This window comes from Novosphingobium kunmingense, from assembly GCF_002813245.1.
In the GTDB taxonomy this organism is placed as follows: Bacteria; Pseudomonadota; Alphaproteobacteria; order Sphingomonadales; family Sphingomonadaceae; genus Novosphingobium; species Novosphingobium kunmingense.
This window is the reverse complement of the sequence record NZ_PHUF01000002.1, coordinates 1033629-1049568: the sequence shown is the minus strand read 5'-3', so window position 1 is coordinate 1049568 and position 15940 is coordinate 1033629. Positions and strand designations below refer to the sequence as shown.

The 15940-nt window shown below is 64.2% G+C and carries 23 protein-coding genes; 5 read left to right on the top strand and 18 right to left on the bottom strand.

The features are described from left to right. Positions 1–33 precede the first annotated feature (33 nt). The gene (locus B0I00_RS05085) at positions 34–612 is read left to right on the top strand and encodes a J domain-containing protein (RefSeq protein ID WP_100866512.1); all 579 of its coding nucleotides are present in this window, start codon (positions 34–36) and stop codon (positions 610–612) included. Here the strand turns inward: B0I00_RS05085 and B0I00_RS05080 are convergent, their stop codons facing one another. From B0I00_RS05080 to B0I00_RS05035, 10 genes are read right to left on the bottom strand one after another with little or no spacing between them, the layout of a single operon-like run. Beyond that, positions 613–1053, bottom strand: coding sequence for an SRPBCC domain-containing protein (locus B0I00_RS05080; protein ID WP_100866206.1), 441 nt, complete (start codon positions 1051–1053; stop codon positions 613–615). 11 nt (positions 1054–1064) lie between these two features. Continuing rightward, the gene (locus B0I00_RS05075) at positions 1065–1715 is read right to left on the bottom strand and encodes a glutathione S-transferase family protein (RefSeq protein ID WP_100866205.1); all 651 of its coding nucleotides are present in this window, start codon (positions 1713–1715) and stop codon (positions 1065–1067) included. After that, positions 1715–2386 (bottom strand): dihydrofolate reductase family protein, encoded by a 672-nt coding sequence (locus B0I00_RS05070; RefSeq protein WP_100866204.1) that lies wholly within the window; start codon positions 2384–2386, stop codon positions 1715–1717. Before B0I00_RS05070 ends, B0I00_RS05075 begins: the two co-directional genes overlap by 1 nt. Continuing rightward, positions 2379–2867, bottom strand: coding sequence for a VOC family protein (locus B0I00_RS05065; RefSeq protein ID WP_100866203.1), 489 nt, complete (start codon positions 2865–2867; stop codon positions 2379–2381). Before B0I00_RS05065 ends, B0I00_RS05070 begins: the two co-directional genes overlap by 8 nt. Next, a complete protein-coding gene (locus B0I00_RS05060) occupies positions 2864–3490 on the bottom strand; it encodes a glutathione S-transferase family protein (RefSeq protein WP_100866202.1) in 627 nt (208 codons plus the stop codon). The genes B0I00_RS05065 and B0I00_RS05060 overlap by 4 nt, the downstream gene beginning before the upstream one ends. Then, a complete protein-coding gene (locus tag B0I00_RS05055) occupies positions 3491–4276 on the bottom strand; it encodes a VOC family protein (RefSeq protein ID WP_100866511.1) in 786 nt (261 codons plus the stop codon). 11 nt (positions 4277–4287) lie between these two features. Next, a complete protein-coding gene (locus B0I00_RS05050; protein ID WP_100866201.1) occupies positions 4288–4671 on the bottom strand; it encodes a DUF1428 domain-containing protein in 384 nt (127 codons plus the stop codon). Next, complete coding sequence (locus tag B0I00_RS05045; protein WP_100866200.1) at positions 4668–5099, bottom strand: VOC family protein; 432 nt, start codon at positions 5097–5099, stop codon at positions 4668–4670. The genes B0I00_RS05050 and B0I00_RS05045 overlap by 4 nt, the downstream gene beginning before the upstream one ends. A 14-nt stretch (positions 5100–5113) precedes the next feature. Further along, positions 5114–5767 (bottom strand): glutathione S-transferase family protein, encoded by a 654-nt coding sequence (locus B0I00_RS05040; RefSeq protein ID WP_100866199.1) that lies wholly within the window; start codon positions 5765–5767, stop codon positions 5114–5116. After that, the gene (locus B0I00_RS05035; RefSeq protein ID WP_100866198.1) at positions 5757–6398 is read right to left on the bottom strand and encodes a TetR/AcrR family transcriptional regulator; all 642 of its coding nucleotides are present in this window, start codon (positions 6396–6398) and stop codon (positions 5757–5759) included. The genes B0I00_RS05040 and B0I00_RS05035 overlap by 11 nt, the downstream gene beginning before the upstream one ends. 270 nt (positions 6399–6668) lie before the next feature. On the opposite strand from B0I00_RS05035, the gene B0I00_RS05030 reads away from it, so the two are divergent. Then, a complete protein-coding gene (locus B0I00_RS05030; protein ID WP_100866197.1) occupies positions 6669–7259 on the top strand; it encodes an outer membrane protein in 591 nt (196 codons plus the stop codon). A gap of 60 nt (positions 7260–7319) precedes the next feature. Here B0I00_RS05030 and B0I00_RS05025 read toward each other — a convergent pair whose 3' ends face one another. Both B0I00_RS05025 and B0I00_RS05020 read right to left on the bottom strand, forming a co-directional pair. Further along, positions 7320–7829, bottom strand: a complete 510-nt coding sequence (locus B0I00_RS05025; protein ID WP_100866196.1) for a DUF1697 domain-containing protein — start codon at positions 7827–7829, stop codon at positions 7320–7322. Then, positions 7826–8479 carry a glutathione S-transferase family protein gene (locus B0I00_RS05020; protein ID WP_100866195.1) on the bottom strand — a complete coding sequence of 218 codons (654 nt, stop codon included), beginning with the start codon at positions 8477–8479 and terminating at the stop codon, positions 7826–7828. The genes B0I00_RS05025 and B0I00_RS05020 overlap by 4 nt, the downstream gene beginning before the upstream one ends. Positions 8480–8573: 94 nt before the next feature. Here B0I00_RS05020 and cobS point away from each other — a divergent pair, with 94 nt between their 5' ends. Next, positions 8574–9566 carry a cobaltochelatase subunit CobS gene (gene cobS / locus B0I00_RS05015; protein WP_100866194.1) on the top strand — a complete coding sequence of 331 codons (993 nt, stop codon included), beginning with the start codon at positions 8574–8576 and terminating at the stop codon, positions 9564–9566. On the opposite strand, the gene B0I00_RS05010 is transcribed toward cobS, so the two are convergent. The 5 genes from B0I00_RS05010 to fmt form a co-directional block, all read right to left on the bottom strand. Beyond that, complete coding sequence (locus tag B0I00_RS05010) at positions 9563–10507, bottom strand: homocysteine S-methyltransferase family protein (protein WP_100866193.1); 945 nt, start codon at positions 10505–10507, stop codon at positions 9563–9565. The genes cobS and B0I00_RS05010 overlap by 4 nt on opposite strands. A gap of 170 nt (positions 10508–10677) precedes the next feature. Then, positions 10678–11238, bottom strand: a complete 561-nt coding sequence (locus tag B0I00_RS05005) for a ferritin-like domain-containing protein (RefSeq protein WP_100866192.1) — start codon at positions 11236–11238, stop codon at positions 10678–10680. Positions 11239–11335: 97 nt separating this feature from the next. Then, entirely contained in the window at positions 11336–12442 is a 1107-nt protein-coding gene (locus tag B0I00_RS05000; RefSeq protein WP_100866191.1) for a zinc-binding dehydrogenase, read from the bottom strand. Positions 12443–12484: 42 nt separating this feature from the next. Next, positions 12485–13231, bottom strand: coding sequence for a tRNA pseudouridine(38-40) synthase TruA (gene truA, locus B0I00_RS04995; protein ID WP_100866190.1), 747 nt, complete (start codon positions 13229–13231; stop codon positions 12485–12487). After that, positions 13228–14133 (bottom strand): methionyl-tRNA formyltransferase, encoded by a 906-nt coding sequence (fmt, locus tag B0I00_RS04990; protein ID WP_100866189.1) that lies wholly within the window; start codon positions 14131–14133, stop codon positions 13228–13230. Before fmt ends, truA begins: the two co-directional genes overlap by 4 nt. Before the next feature lie 43 nt (positions 14134–14176). Here fmt and recR point away from each other — a divergent pair, with 43 nt between their 5' ends. After that, on the top strand, positions 14177–14773 hold the full coding sequence (gene recR / locus B0I00_RS04985; RefSeq protein WP_100866188.1) for a recombination mediator RecR: 597 nt from the start codon (positions 14177–14179) through the stop codon (positions 14771–14773). 3 nt (positions 14774–14776) lie between these two features. Here recR and B0I00_RS04980 read toward each other — a convergent pair whose 3' ends face one another. Beyond that, positions 14777–15172 (bottom strand): nuclear transport factor 2 family protein, encoded by a 396-nt coding sequence (locus B0I00_RS04980; RefSeq protein WP_100866187.1) that lies wholly within the window; start codon positions 15170–15172, stop codon positions 14777–14779. Positions 15173–15285: 113 nt separating this feature from the next. Between B0I00_RS04980 and B0I00_RS04975 the strand changes: the two genes are divergently transcribed. After that, positions 15286–15852, top strand: a complete 567-nt coding sequence (locus B0I00_RS04975; protein WP_100866186.1) for a peptide deformylase — start codon at positions 15286–15288, stop codon at positions 15850–15852. Positions 15853–15940 lie beyond the last annotated feature (88 nt).

Genomic DNA, 15940 nt, shown 5'->3' with positions numbered 1-15940 from the left:
TCCTTCTAGCCGCTCAATCGCCATGTGGAAGCCGTGAAGCACGATAGATTTCATGGCCGGGTAGGCAACGGGCGCCGCCCCTGCGACTGGCCCGGCTGCGACCAGCCCGGCGAATTCCGCGCGCCTGGGCCGCGCGCATCGGGCTTCGACGGGCCGGGCGACTATCGCTGGTTCTGCCTCGAACATGTTCGCGAATTCAACGCCGGCTACGATTGGTTCGACGGGATGACGCCTGAAGAGATCGTAGCGGCGCAGTCGCCGATCCATGGCTGGGATCGGCAGACCCGCGCATTCTCCCCGACCGCGGGGATCGACGCCGCGCCCCGCTGGGCCGATTTCGCCGACCCGCTTGAAGCGATCAGTGCACGGGCACGCGCGCGCCGTCCTGCCGAACGGCAGGACGGTCGGGCTGTCAGCCCCGACGAGCGTCGCGCACTCGAGGTCCTCGACTTGCCGCTTGACGCAGGGCGGCGGGCGTTGCGGCAGCGGTATTCGCAGCTCGTCCACCAGCTGCACCCTGATCGCAACGGCGGCGACCGCAGCCAGGAACAGCGCTTGCAGCGGGTCATCGCTGCCTACCAATTGCTACGCAAAGCGGCAGCTTTCGCCTGATCAGGGCGCCTCGCACAGCTCCTTGAACTGGTCGGCCATTACGCCCCAGCCTTCTTCGAAGCCCATGTCGGCGTGCTGCTTCATCGCCTCTTCGGTCCAGTGGCGGGCGCGGCCGGTGTATCGCGTGCCGCTGCCTTCGGGAATGATCTCCCAGATTCCCAGCATGAACGGGCCGGCCGGCTCGAGATCGCCGACGACGGCATCTGTGGTGGCAATCCGCCGACCCTCGTCCCAGGCAAGTATCAGGCCGGGATGTTCGTTACGCTCGCCATCAGGACCGTACATCGTTGTGTGAACCACCGCTCCGGGCTGGCGCGCACCCCAGTTGACTTCGGCGCGCCAGGGCTTGGGGCACCACCATTCGTCGGTCTGGTTGACGAGAATGTCCCAGACCTTGCCCGGGTCGGCCTCGATGTGCCGGGAAACAGTCAGTTCATGCATGGCGAATCCTTTCAATCGCGGTCGGGAGCGCCAAGCGGGAAATAGGCGCGATACGGGCGGGCATCGTCGACGCACCGCGCGACGGGCGGAAGGGCGAGAAGATGCTCTCGCCAGGCCTTCAGGCGGGCGCAATCGTCAGGGATGTCGATGACCCAGTCGGCATAGAACAGGCTGGGCGCCGCCGCGCATTCGACAAGAGTGATGGTCGAGACAGGGCGATAGGTGCCGAGCCAGTCTTCGATCCAATGGTAAGAACGGATCAGGCGCGCGCGAACGGCATCGCGCGCCGCCTCCGCGCTTATCACTGGGTCGCGCAGCTTCATCGCGACGGCCTGCTGCATCGCGTTCATCACATGGAGATCGAACACCCGGTCCCACATCCTCACCCGCGCTGCCTCGGCCGGATCGGTGGGGAGCAAGGACGCCTGGCTCGGGTGGTGGCAGTGCAAGTGCTCGATGATTGCCGTTGCTTCGAACACCGTCGCCTCGCCGTCGCGCAGCACGGGAAATTGCCCGCTCGGCGAGGCCGCGGCGACGAAGCTGTCGTCGTCCGCGTTGTCTTTGCCGAGTTCGCGGAATTCGAACGGGGTTCCGTTGGCATATAGCGCGATGAGCGCCTTCCAGGTGTAGGACGAGAAGGGATGACCGTAGAGGATGAGCATTACCAGGTGCCGGCCTTCATCCGCGCCTGCCGTTCGGCCTCGAGAGCGCTGGTCGATGGTTCGGGCGCGTCGGCCGGCATCGGTGGCAGAGCTCCAACCGGTTCGAACGTAGTAATCACCGTCCCCTTCGGGGTGATCGTATGCTCGACCAGGCGGAGCATACCCGGCGGCGTGCCCTGCCCAAACAGGCGTTTGCCCGGGCCGACGGTCAACGCGTAGGTCATCAGTGTGAGTCGGTCGAGCAGACCGGCGGCGAGCAGGGCGGGGTAAAGGGTGCTCGACCCTTGGATCACCAGATCGGGTCCGTTGCCGGCCTTGACCGCCGCAAGATCGGCCATGCTGCTCAGCCGATGCGAGTTCTTCCAGCCTAGGGGCTGATCGCCTCGGGTCATGACGAACTTGTCAGCTCGGGTGAAGGCTTCGCCAAGGCCAGCCTCCGCGCCCGTCACATAAGGCCAGTAGGCCGCGAAGATATCATAGGTGCGCCGCCCGAGCAGCAGGGCGTAGTCGCCGCCGAACAGCGATTCGAGTACCGGATTGATCCCCTCGTCGTCGAGCTTGAAGACCCAGCCGCCCTGATCGAAGCCGCCGGTCGTATCCTCGGTCGGACCGCCCGGTCCCTGGATCACGCCGTCGAGCGTGACGAAGGCGGCGCCGATGATCCTACGCACCGCTTCGCGCCTCGGCCACGGCTGCCTCGATCGCGGCGACATCGATCTTCCGCATGGTCATCATGGCGGTGAACGCCGCCTGCGCAATGGCCCCACCTTCGCGCATCGCATCGGTCAACTGGACCGGTGTGATTTGCCAGGACAAGCCCCACTTGTCCTTGCACCAGCCGCATTCGCTTTCCTGCCCACCATTGCTGACGATGGCATTCCAGTAACGGTCGGTTTCCTCCTGGTCCTTTGTCGCCACCTGGATGCTGAAGGCTTCGGTGTGCGGGAAGATCGGACCGCCGTTCAAGCCCATGCACTGAAGCCCCAGCACGGTGAATTCCACTGTCAACGGATCGCCCTTCTTGCCGCCGGGAAAATCACCCGGAGCGCGCTGGATCTGACCGACGCTGCTGTCGGGGAAAGTTTCGGCATAGAAGCGCGCCGCCTCTTCGGCGGTGCCGTCGTACCACAGGCATAGTGTTGGTTGGGTCATTTGCGGGAAGCCTCGATCAGGGCGTTGTCGATGGCCTTGGCGGCCTTGTAGGCATCGCGCGCCTGCAAGCGTTCAGCATAGGCCACGAACGCCTCGTTGGGCGGGATGGATCCGAACGTCAGCCCCCAGTCCACCTGGCTGCCGACATAAACATCGGCCATGGTGAAGCGGTTCCCGCACACGTAGTTGTTGCCCTCGAAATGGCTCTCCAGCGTGGCCATGGTGCGCTCGTAGTTGCCCCATCCGGCCATGCCTTCGCGTTCGACCGGAAGCTGCCAGCCCATCGATCTCACCATTACGGCCTGCTCGACCGGACCGGCCGCAAAGAACAGCCAGCGATAATAGGCCGCGCTCTCGTCTGCCGAGGGGCCAAGCCCGGCCTCGGGATGGGCCTCGCCCAGATAGACGCAGATTGCCGCGCATTCGGTAACCACCTTGTCGCCGGTGGTGCTGTGATGAACCAGGGTCGGAACCTTGCCCATCGGGTTCACGGCCAGAAAAGCCGGCTGCTTCTGGGCGAAGTCGACGATCACCTGGTCATAGCCGGCTTCGACTTCGTGAAGGGCCCAGCGAGCGATCTGGCCGCGGCTCATCGGGTTGGTGAAGAAGGTGTATTCAGCCATTCAAAGTGCTCCGACCAGAGAAAACATCGCGCCTTGGGGGTCGATCGCCCGGATGATCCAGTCATCGCCGGGAACGTGCCTCGGGCCGTTGATCACCGTGCCGCCGTGCGCCTCGACGGCGTTCTTGGCGGTGGTGATGCTGGGCACCCAGAAATAATGGCTCCAGCCCGAAAATGGCGCTTCGGCCGGCTTCTGCATGATCGCGCCGACGGTTACGCCATCGTGGGCAATGAACTGGTATTGGCCCATCGCGCCCATGTCCATCGGCTCGGGCAGGGTCCAGCCGAACCGGGCGGTGTAAAAAGCGATGGCCTCGGTCGCATCGCTGGCCACCAGCTCGTTCCAGCCGCAGCGGCCGGCGTTTCGCTCGGCCGAAAAGGCGGTGCTTTCGCCGCCGCCGGGGGGCGGGGTGGGCGTCATCACATAGAAAGGCGCGCCGCAGCAATCGGCTACCATGGCGATCCTTCCGGCCATCGGTACGTCGCGCGCCGGCATCACCACGGTGCCGCCCGCCGCCTCGATAGCGCTGACCGACTGGTCGACATCATCGACGCCGATATAGCCCAGCCAGGCCGGGTGCGCCCCGCCGCCGATCATGTCGCCGGTCAGCGCAAGGACGCCCCCGGTCATTTGTCCGTCGGCGTTGACCAGAAACCCGTAGTCGCCGGTTTCCGGCGTTCCGGGATTGACGGTCCAGCCGACCACCGCTTCGTAAAAGGCCTTGGCGCCGACCGGGTCGGGCGTCATCAGTTCGTACCAGATCCAGCTACCTTGCAGGGTCGACATGGCGTTCTCCTTCACGCGGTCAGATCGACGATCGGGGCGAACCCGCCATAGATCATGCGGGCGCCGTCGAACGGCATCGGATTCTTGGCCGGGTCCATCCGCGGGTCGAGCTTGGCCGGATCGGTCATCATCTCGGTCATGCGCGCCATGCCCGCATCACGGGTTGCCTTGTCGGGCCATTCGATGAAGCTGAACAGCACCGCCTCGTCGTCCTTGGCCTTCACGGCCATGCGGAAGTCGGTGGTCTTGCCGTCGGGCACGTCGTCACCCCAGCATTCGACCACGCGCAGCGCGCCCATCTCGAGGAACATCATATCGCCGAGATTGGCGTGGGCGATGAACTTGTCCTTGTTGGCCTTGGGACAGGCGATCACGAATCCATCGAAATAGCTCATTGCGCTGCCTCCTCTTGCTGTGTTTCGCCCAGGGCCTGGGCCGCATCCATCCAGAACGGCTCCCACAGATGACCGTCGGGATCGGCCAGGCTGCGCTGGTACATGAAGCCGTGATCCTCGGGCGGGTTGACGTCGGCCGTGCCCCCGGAGGCCGCGCCGGCGGCGACCAGCCGATCGACCTCCGCCCGGTCATCGCAAGACAGGGCAAGCATCACTTCGCTCGACCCTGCCGGGCACATCGGCCGCGTGGTGAAGCCCTGCCAGCGGGGATGGGTCAGCAACATGACGAAGATCGTGTCGCTCAGCACCATGCAGGCGGCAGTGTCGTCGGTGAACTGCGGATTGTTGGTGAAGCCGATGGCCTCATAAAAGCGCATGGCCCGCGGAAGGTCGGCCACGGGCAGATTGACGAAAATCATCTTGGGCATCGATTTCTACTCCTTCAGGCAGGTTCGGCAATGAAATCGGCCAGTTGCGCAGCCAGCGCTCTCTGGAAAGCGGGACGAGACTCTCCCCTGCGGACGTAGTCGACCAGATTGGCCGGCGCATACTGCAGGATGTCCTCGCCGCGGATCGTGGCGACCATCATCAGGTCGCCAACGGTAAACTCTGCCTCAAGCCACTCCTTGTCACCCAGCCATTCGCCGAGCCGGGCGAGACGCGCGGCAAGGAACTGCGCGAAGTGCTCCGATGCACCAGGAGACCAGTCCTTGTCCGCGTTGAAGAGCGAGGCCGAGACATAGGCCATGACTGGTCCGTCAATGCTGTTCAATGCGGCGAACAGCCATGTGATCGCGCGGGCCCGGCGGATCGGATCGCGTGGCAGCAGGGCTTCGCTCGTCTCTGCGATGTGCAATGCGATTGCGCCGCATTCGAACAATTCCAGCGCTCCGTCTTTGTAGACGGGAACCTGATTCCATGGCTGCTCGCGCTCGTAACCGGGCGGACGCGGATTGCCGATCAGGCGGGTTCGGTAGGATCGCCCTGCTTCTTCCAGGGCCCAGCGGACCCGCAGATCGCGCACCTGGCCCTTGGCAAAGTCCGGAACCCATTCGAAAGCCGTCACCTCGATTGGTGCGGTGTCATCAACCGGCATCGCGTTCTCCCTCGTTAAACAGCAGCTCGAAATAACGGCGCAAATGCGCCAAGGCTTCTGCCGCAAGCGGCGCGGCCGCTTCGCTTTCCTGCGTCTTGGCGACGATAAAGGCGCCCTGGATTGCCACCTGTATGTACCGCGCGAGGCCAGGTGCATCGGCCGTGTCGAGCCCGGCCTGGGTCAGCGCCTGCGCGATATCGTCCTCAAGCGCCGCGGCGTTCCCCATTATGCTGGCCTCGCAGGCCTGGCGGATCGCCGCGCTGGACCGAAAGCTCTCCTGCAGCATGGTTCCCGCGACGCAACTGAAAGCCTCGGGCGGGCCTGCGAGAAGGGCGCTGCGCAAGTCGATGTAGCCCAGCACGCGATCGATGGCGCGTGGATGGTGGTGATAGGGCGCTTCGGCAAAGAAGGCGCCGGTGTTGGCCGACCAGTACCCCGCCAAGGCCACGCCCAGGGCTTCTTTCGACGCGAAATGATGAAAGAAGGCGCCCTTGGTCACCCCGGCGGCCCGGCACAACTGATCTACCGATGTCGCTCCGAAGCCCTGGCTGCGGACCAACGCGACCGCGGCTTCGAGGATGCGATCCCGGGCCGTCGCCGGCGCGGGGCGGAAAGGTACGTTCGGAATCACGAAGTCAGCATACCGACCGGTCGGTCTGCGTCAATGTCGCTCGTCGTGACGCCTGACCGGTTCGTCCGGACCTCTCCGCAATATTGTTGCTGCAGTGCAACAGTCCCGATCTTTGTGATGATTTGAGTGGGAACTGACAGTTGCGGTTCATGTTCTGAACCCCACCTGCGAAGCCGCTCGGTGACCCACGGCGCAGGTTCAGACTGTGCCGGACGTCGTGCGCGCCGGGCACTTGAGGGACGGATTTCCGTCCAAGAGGAGTATTTGAATATGAAGAAGTTTCTCATGATCGGCGCGGCCATGGCCGCCTTCGCTCCCGCTGCCGCCATGGCTCAGGATACGGGCTCGTGGACCGGCGCGCATGTCGATGCGATTGCCGGCTGGGACCAGATGAAGGTCGAAGACGCCTTCGCCCCGGGCGACGACTACACCAAGAGCGGTGCGGTCTACGGTGGCAGCCTCGGTTTCGACTATGACACCGGCAGCGTCGTCATGGGCGCCGACGCCGAACTGACCGGCGCGTCGACCAAGGATTGCGAAACCATCGCCACCACGACTGCCTGCATCAAGACCGGCCGTGACATCTACGCCGGTGCGCGCCTTGGCGTGCCGGTGGGCGATGCCCGCGACACCCTTCTGTACTTCAAGGGCGGTTACACCAACGCCCAGTTCAAGGCCGAAGAAACCACGGGTACGGTCGTTACCACCGAAACCACCGAAGAAGAAGGCTACCGTCTGGGCGCCGGCATCGAACACAAGTTCGGAACCAACGTCTCGGCCAAGGTCGAATACCGCTACTCGGACTATGGTGACGGCGTGAACCGCAACCAGGTCGTGGCCGGTATCGGCTACCGCTTCTAATCGCACCAGCATGCGATGAAGGACGCCGCCTCCGGCTTGCCGGGGGCGGCGTTCCTGCGTTCAGGCGCGAAGCAAGGCGGCGAGCTTGCGCACCGTGTTCATGTTGCGCGCGGTCCGCGAATGCTTGTCGGGGATCTTGAGCTTTGTAGTTCGGATTCCTTCGCCGTAATCGACGTGGAGTTCCCGACCGTTTACAGAAAGGCGCTCGTCTCGGCGATCGCGGCATCTGTCACCGAAATCGTGAGGAAGAGGGGCGGCGTGGAAGAACACCATGTGCCGGCTACCTACAGCATCGGGGAACGGGTTCGCCGCGATGATGGCCTCGAGTTCGTCCAGGCTGCGGACGAAGACCTCGATCCGCTTGTCCAGCGCTTGCGCCAGCGCGGCCTCGATCCGATCGATCAGAGCAGGCTCGGTAAGGTCGCTTTCGAACAACAGGTTGCCGCTTGCGATGTAGGTGCGCGGATTGGCCAGGCCTGCATCGGCGCCGAGTGCCTTGAGCCGCGTCATCGGCAACGCGCCGGTGCCGCCCACGTTCACCGCGCGGAGTAGCGCGACATAGGGGGTCATCTGGCGGGAGTGAGCACCCGTTCCATCACTTTTGCCTCGCGTTCGGCAACGGCCTTCCAGCTTTCGCGATCCTTGACCCGGTCATACCAGGCCGCGGTTCTGGGATGGGTCGCGGGATCGGGTTCGAGGCCGATATAGCCGAGCGAGCGCAGCGCTACCGCCACGGCAACATCGCCGACACTGAAGTTATCACCGGCCAGCCAACCGTCGCCGCACTGGCTTTCCAGGTAGTCGAGGATCGGGCCAAGTTCAGCCACGCCCTGTTGCGCGGTCTCCTCGTTGCCCTCGATACCGAGAAAGGTCGGGCCGACGAAGCGGTTGAACAGCACCTTGCCGCCTGCTGCCACAAGGATCGTGTCGGCAAACTCCTCGAACCAGATGGCCCTGGCCTTCTGCCGGGCATTGCCGGGGGTGATCGACGGAGACGGCTCGATCGCCTCGAGGTAGGTGACGATTGCGGTCGAATCGCAGAGGTTGAAGTCGCCATCCTGCATGGCCGGGATCTTGCGGAACGGGCTCGCCGCAAGAAACTCCGGCGCGGGATCGCCCGGGCGACCCAGCACCATCTCGATCGGAATACCCTTTTCGGCAGCAATGATGTGGACCTTGCGCACGAAGGGCGACAGCGGAAATCCGAAAATCCTGATCATGACCTCTTCCCCGAGCCCGGCGCGAAAACGAGTCGCGAAAAGCAACCGAAACCTTATTGCAGCGACGGCTGGTGCCGTATAGGCGAATTGCGCGATGACCCAGATCCAAGACACCACTTTCGACCAGCGTCAAAACACCGTTCTGGCCGCGCCCGACCGCGAAGTCGACGTGCGCGAGACCTTCGGCATCGACATCGACATGAAGGTTCCGGCCTTCAGCGTAGCCGACGAGCGGGTGCCTGACCGCGACGATAGCTATGTCTTCGATCCTGATACCACCCTGGCGATCCTGGCCGGCTTTGCGTTCAACCGCCGCGTCATGGTCCAGGGCTATCATGGCACGGGCAAGTCGACCCACATCGAACAGGTTGCCGCCCGCCTCAACTGGCCGTGCATCCGCATCAACCTTGACGCGCATATCAGCCGCATCGATCTGATCGGCCGCGATGCCATCGTCCTGCGCGATGGACTGCAGGTGACCGAGTTCCGCGAAGGCCTGCTGCCCTGGGCGCTGCAGCATCCGGTCGCGCTGGTGTTCGACGAATATGACGCCGGCCGTCCCGACGTGATGTTCGTGATCCAGCGCGTGCTCGAAACCGAAGGCAAGCTGACCCTGCTCGACCAGAACCGGGTCATCCGTCCCAATCCCAACTTCCGCCTGTTCGCCACGGCCAACACGGTCGGCCTCGGCGACACCAGCGGTCTGTACCATGGCACCCAGGCGATCAACCAGGGCCAGATGGATCGCTGGAACATCGTGGTCGGGCTGAACTATCTTCCGCCCGCAGTCGAAACCGAGATCGTGGTCAAGAAGGCGCAGGGCGCCTCGCCCGAACTGGTCGCCAACATGGTCAAGGTTGCCGACCTGACGCGGCAGGGGTTCATCAACGGCGATATCTCCACGGTGATGAGCCCGCGCACCGTGATCACCTGGGCGCAGAACACCGCGATCTTCAAGGATCCGGGCTTTGCCTTCCGGCTCTCGTTCCTGAACAAGTGCGACGAGACCGAACGCATGCTGGTGGCCGAATACTACCAGCGCGTGTTCGGCACCGACCTGCCCGAAAGCGTGGTCGGCAAGAGCTAGGCGGACTGCCGGGCCCGGATCGCCGGGACGCACTGGTCGGCGATCGCCGCCACGTGCCGATGATCGGTGCCGCAGCATCCGCCCAAAACGCAGACGTGGGGTAGCGCGTCCAGCAGGGATGCGTAGTCGCCGGCGAGTTCGGCCGGATCGCCGTCGTCCAGCTCCTCAGCTTCGTCGAGTTCGGCGTGGCTCATGCGCGATGCGTTGGCCCGGATTCCGCCGATGCGCTCGCGCAGGCCGGGATCGTCGAGCGCGGCGATGAAATGCGAGGGATGCGCGCAATTGACCATGTAATAGGCGACGCTGCCTCCACTTTGATCGTCGGTGCGCCGCACCGCTTCGGCCAAGGTCATGCCGGTCGGCAGCCTGCCGTCGGTCTCGACCGTGAATGATATCACGCAAGGCGTCGCGGTCCTGGCCGCCGCCGCCGCAATGCCCTGAGCTTCCTCAACATAGTTCATTGTTACCGCGGAGAGCATGTCGATACCGGCATCGGCTCCGACTTTCGCTTGCCAGCCATGATACTCGGCCGCTTGGGCCATGCTCATCAGCGCGTCAGGCCGATAGCCGTCGCCGCGCGGGCCGATCACAAGATTGACGGCGACCCGGTCCGCGATCGGTGACTGCGCGCGCAGGTCCGACACCATGGTTATCGCGTTGCGGTTGACCGTTTCCAGCTGGGATCGGTCAAGGCCTAGCGCGTCGCCCCAATCGGGATTGGCCCGCCAGCTTGGCGTGTCGAGGACGAAACCAGCCCCGTGCGCTTCTGCCAGCGCTAGAAAGGTGCGATAATAGGCCTCGAGGTTCGGTCGACCGGGGCCGTCGACCAGAACGAAGGATGCAAACGACGGAAGGTCCAGTCCGTCCTTGAAGACCATGCAGGTTTCAAGGCCGGCATCGGTGAGAAAGGGCGCGCCGCCGAGCTTTGGAAGATTGCCCATCGTATCTCCGAAAACAGGTGAGACTGGCGACCGTATTGTTCGGGGAAGGTATCACGCCTTGCGCCGTTGGCAACGGCAGCTTGAATGCGAGGGGGCCTGCAAAACAAGAAGGCGGGCTCTCTGCCGAGAACCCGCCCCAAGTCAGGGTGATACGGTAGGTTTACCTATGTCTATTCGCCTTCCCAGCCGTCGAGCAGGTCGGCAAACTCGTCGGCGTGCTCTTCTTCCTGTTCGAGGATGTGCTCGACCAGCTTGCGGCTCGTCGGGTCGCGCTCGGCAAGGTATTGCGCGAGTTCGCGGTAGGCTTCGACCGCGATGCGTTCGGCGACTAGGTCTTCGGTGACCATTTCCTTCAGCGTCTTGCCTTCCTTGTATTCGGCGTGGCTGCGCTTGGTCAGGTTGTCGGGGTTGAGGTCGGGTTCGCCGCCCAGCTGCACGATGCGTTCGGCCAGTGCGGTCGCGTGAGCCTGCTCGGCCTTGGCATGTTCAAGGAAGTGGGCCTTGATCGGTTCGGACACGAGGCCCGTGGCTGTGTGATAGTGGCGCATGTAGCGCAACACGCAGACCCATTCAGTGGCGAGCGATTCGTTCAGCTTTTCGATGATCGTTTCGCGATCAGCCGGGAAATTGGCGGTTACCGCACCGTCTTCGACGTTCTTGCGCGCCTGCGCGCGAAGGGTCTTGGTGTCGGTGAAGTGGGTTTCATTCTTGGGCTTTGCAGCGGTAGCCATGAACGGTGTCCTCTGTACACTAGGCGTGCGCCGAGGCGCACATTTAACCATGCAAACGTGCCGCAATGCACAGAGGTTCCCAGTCGAGCGGAAAAATTCAACCGTTCGGCAGGACGAGGTATTTCTCGCCCGTTCGCCGCGCGTTGTAGGCGCCGACGGCCTCCTTCGACAGCATGTCCTCGAGGCTGACGCGGGCCTTGTAGTGGCTGGCAAAAGTCGTGGTCAGCTCGCTTGCCACGCGGGCTCGCATCCGTCCGACGATTTCCATCCCGGCCTTGGCCATGAATGGGGTCAGAAGCCAGCCGCCAAGGTCCCATGTCAATCCGAATGCGCGGTTGAGGATCGTCGGTCCAAGGTCGAGCGCGCCGTAGATATAGACTTTTTTGGCCTCGCTCGATCCGTACCGGCTGAATGCGGCGCCGCGGCTGGCGGCGGCCTCCATCGCCGTGAGAATCTGGCCGGCAAGCGTGCCTCCTCCGATTGGATCGAAACCGATCATGGCCTTGGTCTCGGCGATGGCATCGATGAGCTTGGGCATGAAATCGGGCTCGGTCATGTCGAGGACATGGGTCGCTCCGAGATCCTTGAGGATCTTCACCTGCTCCGGGCTGCGCACGATGTTGACCAGCGGCACCTTGTCCGCCTGGCAGATCTTGACCAGCATCTGGCCCAGGTTCGATGCCGCAGCAGCGTGAACGATGCCGGTGAAGCCTTCGAGCCTCATCGTCTCGACAAAGCCCAGCGCGGTCATCGGGTTGACGAAAGAACTTGCCGCCTGCTCGGCGCTGACCTCGTCGCCCACCGGCATGCACATCGCCGCATCGGCATAGGCAAAGGTGCCATAGGCCGTCCCCGGCACGCAGGCGACGCGCTTGCCCATCAGGGCCTCGGCGCCTTCGCCTGCGGCGACGACGGTGCCGGCGGCCTCGTTGCCGGCCGGCATGGCCATGCCGTGGCGCGCCTTCATCGCGCGGGTCGCGTTTTCGGGCATTCTGGCAACGACCTTGCCCGGCGAATAGGTGGCGTTTTCGGTATCGGCGCTGGCGAACAGCAGGCCGAGGTCAGAAGGATTGATCGGCGTTGCCTCGACCTTGATCAGCACCTGGCCGGGTTTGGGCGCGTCCCAGGTCTTGTCCCCCAGTTGGACGGTCAGCGTGCCGTCGGCGTCGAGCTGGGTCGTCAGTTGCTTGCCGGTGAAGGTCATGGTGGTCTCTCCCGAATCTGTTGCAGATTGCAACCTAGGAACTCAATCGCCGGGGTAAACCGCCTTCACGAAATAAAGTCCATCGCTGGGTGCGTTAAGGCCCAGCGCCTGGCGCGCGCGCGCGGCCAGCGCTTCGCCAACCTGTTCCTCGCGCCAACGGCCGAGGCCGACCAAGGCCAGACAGCCAACCATCGAGCGAACCTGGTGATGGAGAAAGCTACGCGCTGACGTTTCGATGATCACGGTCTGCCCTACTCGCCGCACTGCCAGACGGTCGAGCGTCTTGATCGGATCGCGGGCCTGACACTGGACCGAGCGGAAGGTGGTGAAGTCGTGCCGTCCGATCAGGCTCTGCGCGGCGCGGTGCATCGCTTCGTCATCGAGTGGCTGGGCGACCTGCCACGCCTTGCCGCGGTCCAGCGTCAGCGGCGCGCGGCGGTTGACGATGCGGTATTCATAAGCCCGGCCGATGCAGGAAAAACGGGCATGCCAGTCGTCGGGCTTCGCCTCGCAGGCGATGACCGCAATCGGATCGGGGCGCAGGTGATGGTTCATCGCTTCCATCAGGCGGAAGGGCGCGATCGTCTTGGCGACATCGACGTGGGCGCGCATCGCCAGGGCATGGACGCCGGCATCGGTGCGCCCGGCGGCGTGCATCGTTACCGCCTCGCCGGTTATTCGTGCGACTGCCTCTTCCACCGCCTGCTGCACGCTCGGCCCGGACGACTGGCGTTGCAGTCCAAAGAACGGCGCACCGTCAAATTCGAGGGTCAGGGCAAAACGGGTCAAGTCAGCCCCGTCCCGGCTGGCACGGGCCTTCCGCGCAGCAGTTCGTCAATACCCATGACCGGTCGCCCCGCGCGCTGGATCAGGATCGGCCGTACCGCGCCGTGGCCGCAGGCGATGGTCAGCCGATCGTCGAGCGTGGTGCCTGCCACGCCCTCGCGGTTGACAAGTTCGACCTTGAGCAGACGATAGCGCTCCCCGCCAAGTTCGAAGAAGGCGCCGGGGGCAGGGGCGAAGGCTCGGACTTGCCGTTCGACCTGCTCGGCCGCGCGGGCGAAGTCGATCCGGCTTTCCGCCTTGTCGATCTTGCGGGCATAGGTAACGCCGAGGTCGGGCTGGGCTTCGGCCCGGCGCGAAGGCAAGTCGGCCAGCACGTCGACCATCAGGCGGCCGCCGATCTCGGCCAGTTCGGAGGTCAGCTCACCGGCGGTCTTGTCCTCGATCGGGGTGCGGGCGATGGCCAGCATCGGCCCAGTGTCGAGGCCGGCCTCCATCTGCATGATCGTTACCCCGGTGACGGGATCGCCGGCCAGGATCGCGCGCTGGATCGGCGCGGCGCCGCGCCAGCGCGGCAGCAGGCTGGCATGGACGTTAAGACAGCCGTGCAGGGGCGCGTCGAGCACCGGCTGCGGCAGAATCAGGCCATAGGCGGCAACGATCGCAATGTCGGCATCAAGCGCGGTGAAATCGGCCTGGGCTTCGAGATCGCGCAGCGTCAGTGGCGTCCGTACCGGGATGCCCAGCGCTTCGGCCTTGCGATGGACGGGCGATGCGACCAACTGCTTGCCCCGGCCTGCAGGGCGTGGCGGCTGGCTGTACGCGGCAACAACCTCGTGTCCGGCTTCGACCAGCGCGGTCAGCGTGGGGACCGCGAAATCGGGAGTGCCCATGAAGATGACGCGCATGGTGGCTTTGCCTTTCGTGATGCGCGGCCCTATCTGGGGCGCGATGGCATCGCAAGAGATCGAAACGCTGACCCAGGCCCTGTCGCGACTTCCGGGGCTTGGGCCACGGTCCGCTCGGCGGGCGGTGCTGTGGTTGATCAAGCGGCGCGAGACCTCGCTCGTCGGCCTCCTCGAAGCTCTGGCTGCTGTGCGCGACGGCCTGGTCGAATGCACGACTTGCGGCAATGTCGATACGAGCGATCCTTGCGGCATTTGCGCCGACCCCCGACGGGATCAGCGCGGTCTCTGCGTGGTCGAGGATGTGTCGGATCTCTGGGCGCTCGACCGGGCGCGGCTGTTCACCGGTCGCTACCACGTGCTGGGCGGGCGGCTTTCGGCGCTCGAAGGGGTGCGGCCCGAGGACCTCGCCATCGGCTCGCTGATCGACCGGGTGGAACGGGGCGGGATCGACGAAGTCGTGCTGGCGATGAATGCTACTCTGGAAGGGCAGACCACTGCGCATTACATTGCCGAACGGCTCGAAACCTATCCAGTGCGCATTACCCAGTTGGCCCATGGTCTGCCGGTGGGCGGCGAACTGGACTACCTAGACGAGGGTACGCTCGCCCAGGCGTTGCGGGCCCGCCGCCCGATTGGGTGATGGTTAGCTGACGGCGTGGTCGGCCAGGATCGTTTCAGTGTGCAGCGCGCACTTCCAGCCGTTTCCGTCATGCACCCAGGTCGAACTGTCGGCACAGGTGAGGTCCATGGCCTTGTCCGCCATCGTGCCGGTCTGGTGCACCTTGTAGGCAATCACCGCGACGTCGTCCGACGGAAAGATCACGTCGACATCGCTGAACTCGAAAGCCTCGAGAGTCCACTTTCCGTCGCGGGTCATCTCCTCGTACTTTTGCGGCGTGATCTGCATTGCCCCCATCGGGCCGGTGACGATCGATTGATCGGCAATCATCGCGGCAGCTGTCTTGGCGTCCTTGTCGATCATCGATTGCCAGAACCGCGTTTCGAGTTCGACGATGTTTGCGCTGGCCTTGTCAGTCATGGCTGCTCTCCTGGGTTGTGCAAGGTTAACCCCGGCGTGCCCGGCGGGGTTCCGGGGCCGATGCGGGCGGTCTTGTCTTGCGAACGGTTCACAGCGGCACTATCTGGCCCGGCATGGCTATTCGCGAAATCATCGAAGTCCCTGATCCCCGCCTCAAGGTCGTGTCGGACCCCGTCACCCTATTCGACGACGATCTGAAGACGCTCGTCGCCGACATGTTCGAGACGATGTACGATGCGCCGGGCATCGGTCTCGCCGCGATCCAGGTCGGCGTGCCGCTGCGCGTGCTGGTGATCGACCTCCAGCCCGATGACGAAGATGCAGAGCCGGTTGCCTGCAACCATGACGGCCATCACCATCACCACCAGCCGACCAAGAAGGAACCGCGGGTCTTTGTGAACCCCGTGCTGTCCGAACCATCGGACGAGCATGCGATCTACAACGAAGGCTGTCTCTCGGTCCCCGAAATCTACGCCGAGGTCGAACGCCCGGCGCGGATCCGCGCCCAGTGGCAGGATCTCGACGGCAAGCACTACGACGAGGTTATCGACGGCATGCTGGCGACCTGCCTGCAGCATGAGATGGACCATCTCGAGGGGATCCTGTTCATCGACCACCTGTCGCGCCTGAAGCGGCAGATGGCGCTTAAGAAGCTGCAGAAGATTCGCCAGGCGGCGTAACCGCCGCGCGCACCTGGCCTCGGTAAAGTTGTTAAGATCGGGCCCTGGCCCTTGCGGCGGAAGCCGTGTTCATTCTATGTTCCATGAT

Excerpts from the sequence above, each read along its gene's own strand:
- B0I00_RS05080 (WP_100866206.1), bottom strand. The coding sequence starts at position 1,053 with ATGCATGAACTGACTGTTTCCCGGCACATCGAGGCCGACCCGGGCAAG.
- B0I00_RS05075 (WP_100866205.1), bottom strand. The coding sequence starts at position 1,715 with ATGCTCATCCTCTACGGTCATCCCTTCTCGTCCTACACCTGGAAGGCG.
- B0I00_RS05065 (WP_100866203.1), bottom strand. The coding sequence starts at position 2,867 with ATGACCCAACCAACACTATGCCTGTGGTACGACGGCACCGCCGAAGAG.
- B0I00_RS05060 (WP_100866202.1), bottom strand. The coding sequence starts at position 3,490 with ATGGCTGAATACACCTTCTTCACCAACCCGATGAGCCGCGGCCAGATC.
- B0I00_RS05055 (WP_100866511.1), bottom strand. The coding sequence starts at position 4,276 with ATGTCGACCCTGCAAGGTAGCTGGATCTGGTACGAACTGATGACGCCC.
- B0I00_RS05050 (WP_100866201.1), bottom strand. The coding sequence starts at position 4,671 with ATGAGCTATTTCGATGGATTCGTGATCGCCTGTCCCAAGGCCAACAAG.
- B0I00_RS05045 (WP_100866200.1), bottom strand. The coding sequence starts at position 5,099 with ATGCCCAAGATGATTTTCGTCAATCTGCCCGTGGCCGACCTTCCGCGG.
- B0I00_RS05040 (WP_100866199.1), bottom strand. The coding sequence starts at position 5,767 with ATGCCGGTTGATGACACCGCACCAATCGAGGTGACGGCTTTCGAATGG.
- B0I00_RS05030 (WP_100866197.1), top strand. The coding sequence starts at position 6,669 with ATGAAGAAGTTTCTCATGATCGGCGCGGCCATGGCCGCCTTCGCTCCC.
- B0I00_RS05025 (WP_100866196.1), bottom strand. The coding sequence starts at position 7,829 with ATGACCCCCTATGTCGCGCTACTCCGCGCGGTGAACGTGGGCGGCACC.
- B0I00_RS05020 (WP_100866195.1), bottom strand. The coding sequence starts at position 8,479 with ATGATCAGGATTTTCGGATTTCCGCTGTCGCCCTTCGTGCGCAAGGTC.
- cobS (WP_100866194.1), top strand. The coding sequence starts at position 8,574 with ATGACCCAGATCCAAGACACCACTTTCGACCAGCGTCAAAACACCGTT.
- B0I00_RS05010 (WP_100866193.1), bottom strand. The coding sequence starts at position 10,507 with ATGGGCAATCTTCCAAAGCTCGGCGGCGCGCCCTTTCTCACCGATGCC.
- B0I00_RS05005 (WP_100866192.1), bottom strand. The coding sequence starts at position 11,238 with ATGGCTACCGCTGCAAAGCCCAAGAATGAAACCCACTTCACCGACACC.
- B0I00_RS05000 (WP_100866191.1), bottom strand. The coding sequence starts at position 12,442 with ATGACCTTCACCGGCAAGCAACTGACGACCCAGCTCGACGCCGACGGC.
- fmt (WP_100866189.1), bottom strand. The coding sequence starts at position 14,133 with ATGCGCGTCATCTTCATGGGCACTCCCGATTTCGCGGTCCCCACGCTG.
- recR (WP_100866188.1), top strand. The coding sequence starts at position 14,177 with ATGGCATCGCAAGAGATCGAAACGCTGACCCAGGCCCTGTCGCGACTT.
- B0I00_RS04980 (WP_100866187.1), bottom strand. The coding sequence starts at position 15,172 with ATGACTGACAAGGCCAGCGCAAACATCGTCGAACTCGAAACGCGGTTC.
- B0I00_RS04975 (WP_100866186.1), top strand. The coding sequence starts at position 15,286 with ATGGCTATTCGCGAAATCATCGAAGTCCCTGATCCCCGCCTCAAGGTC.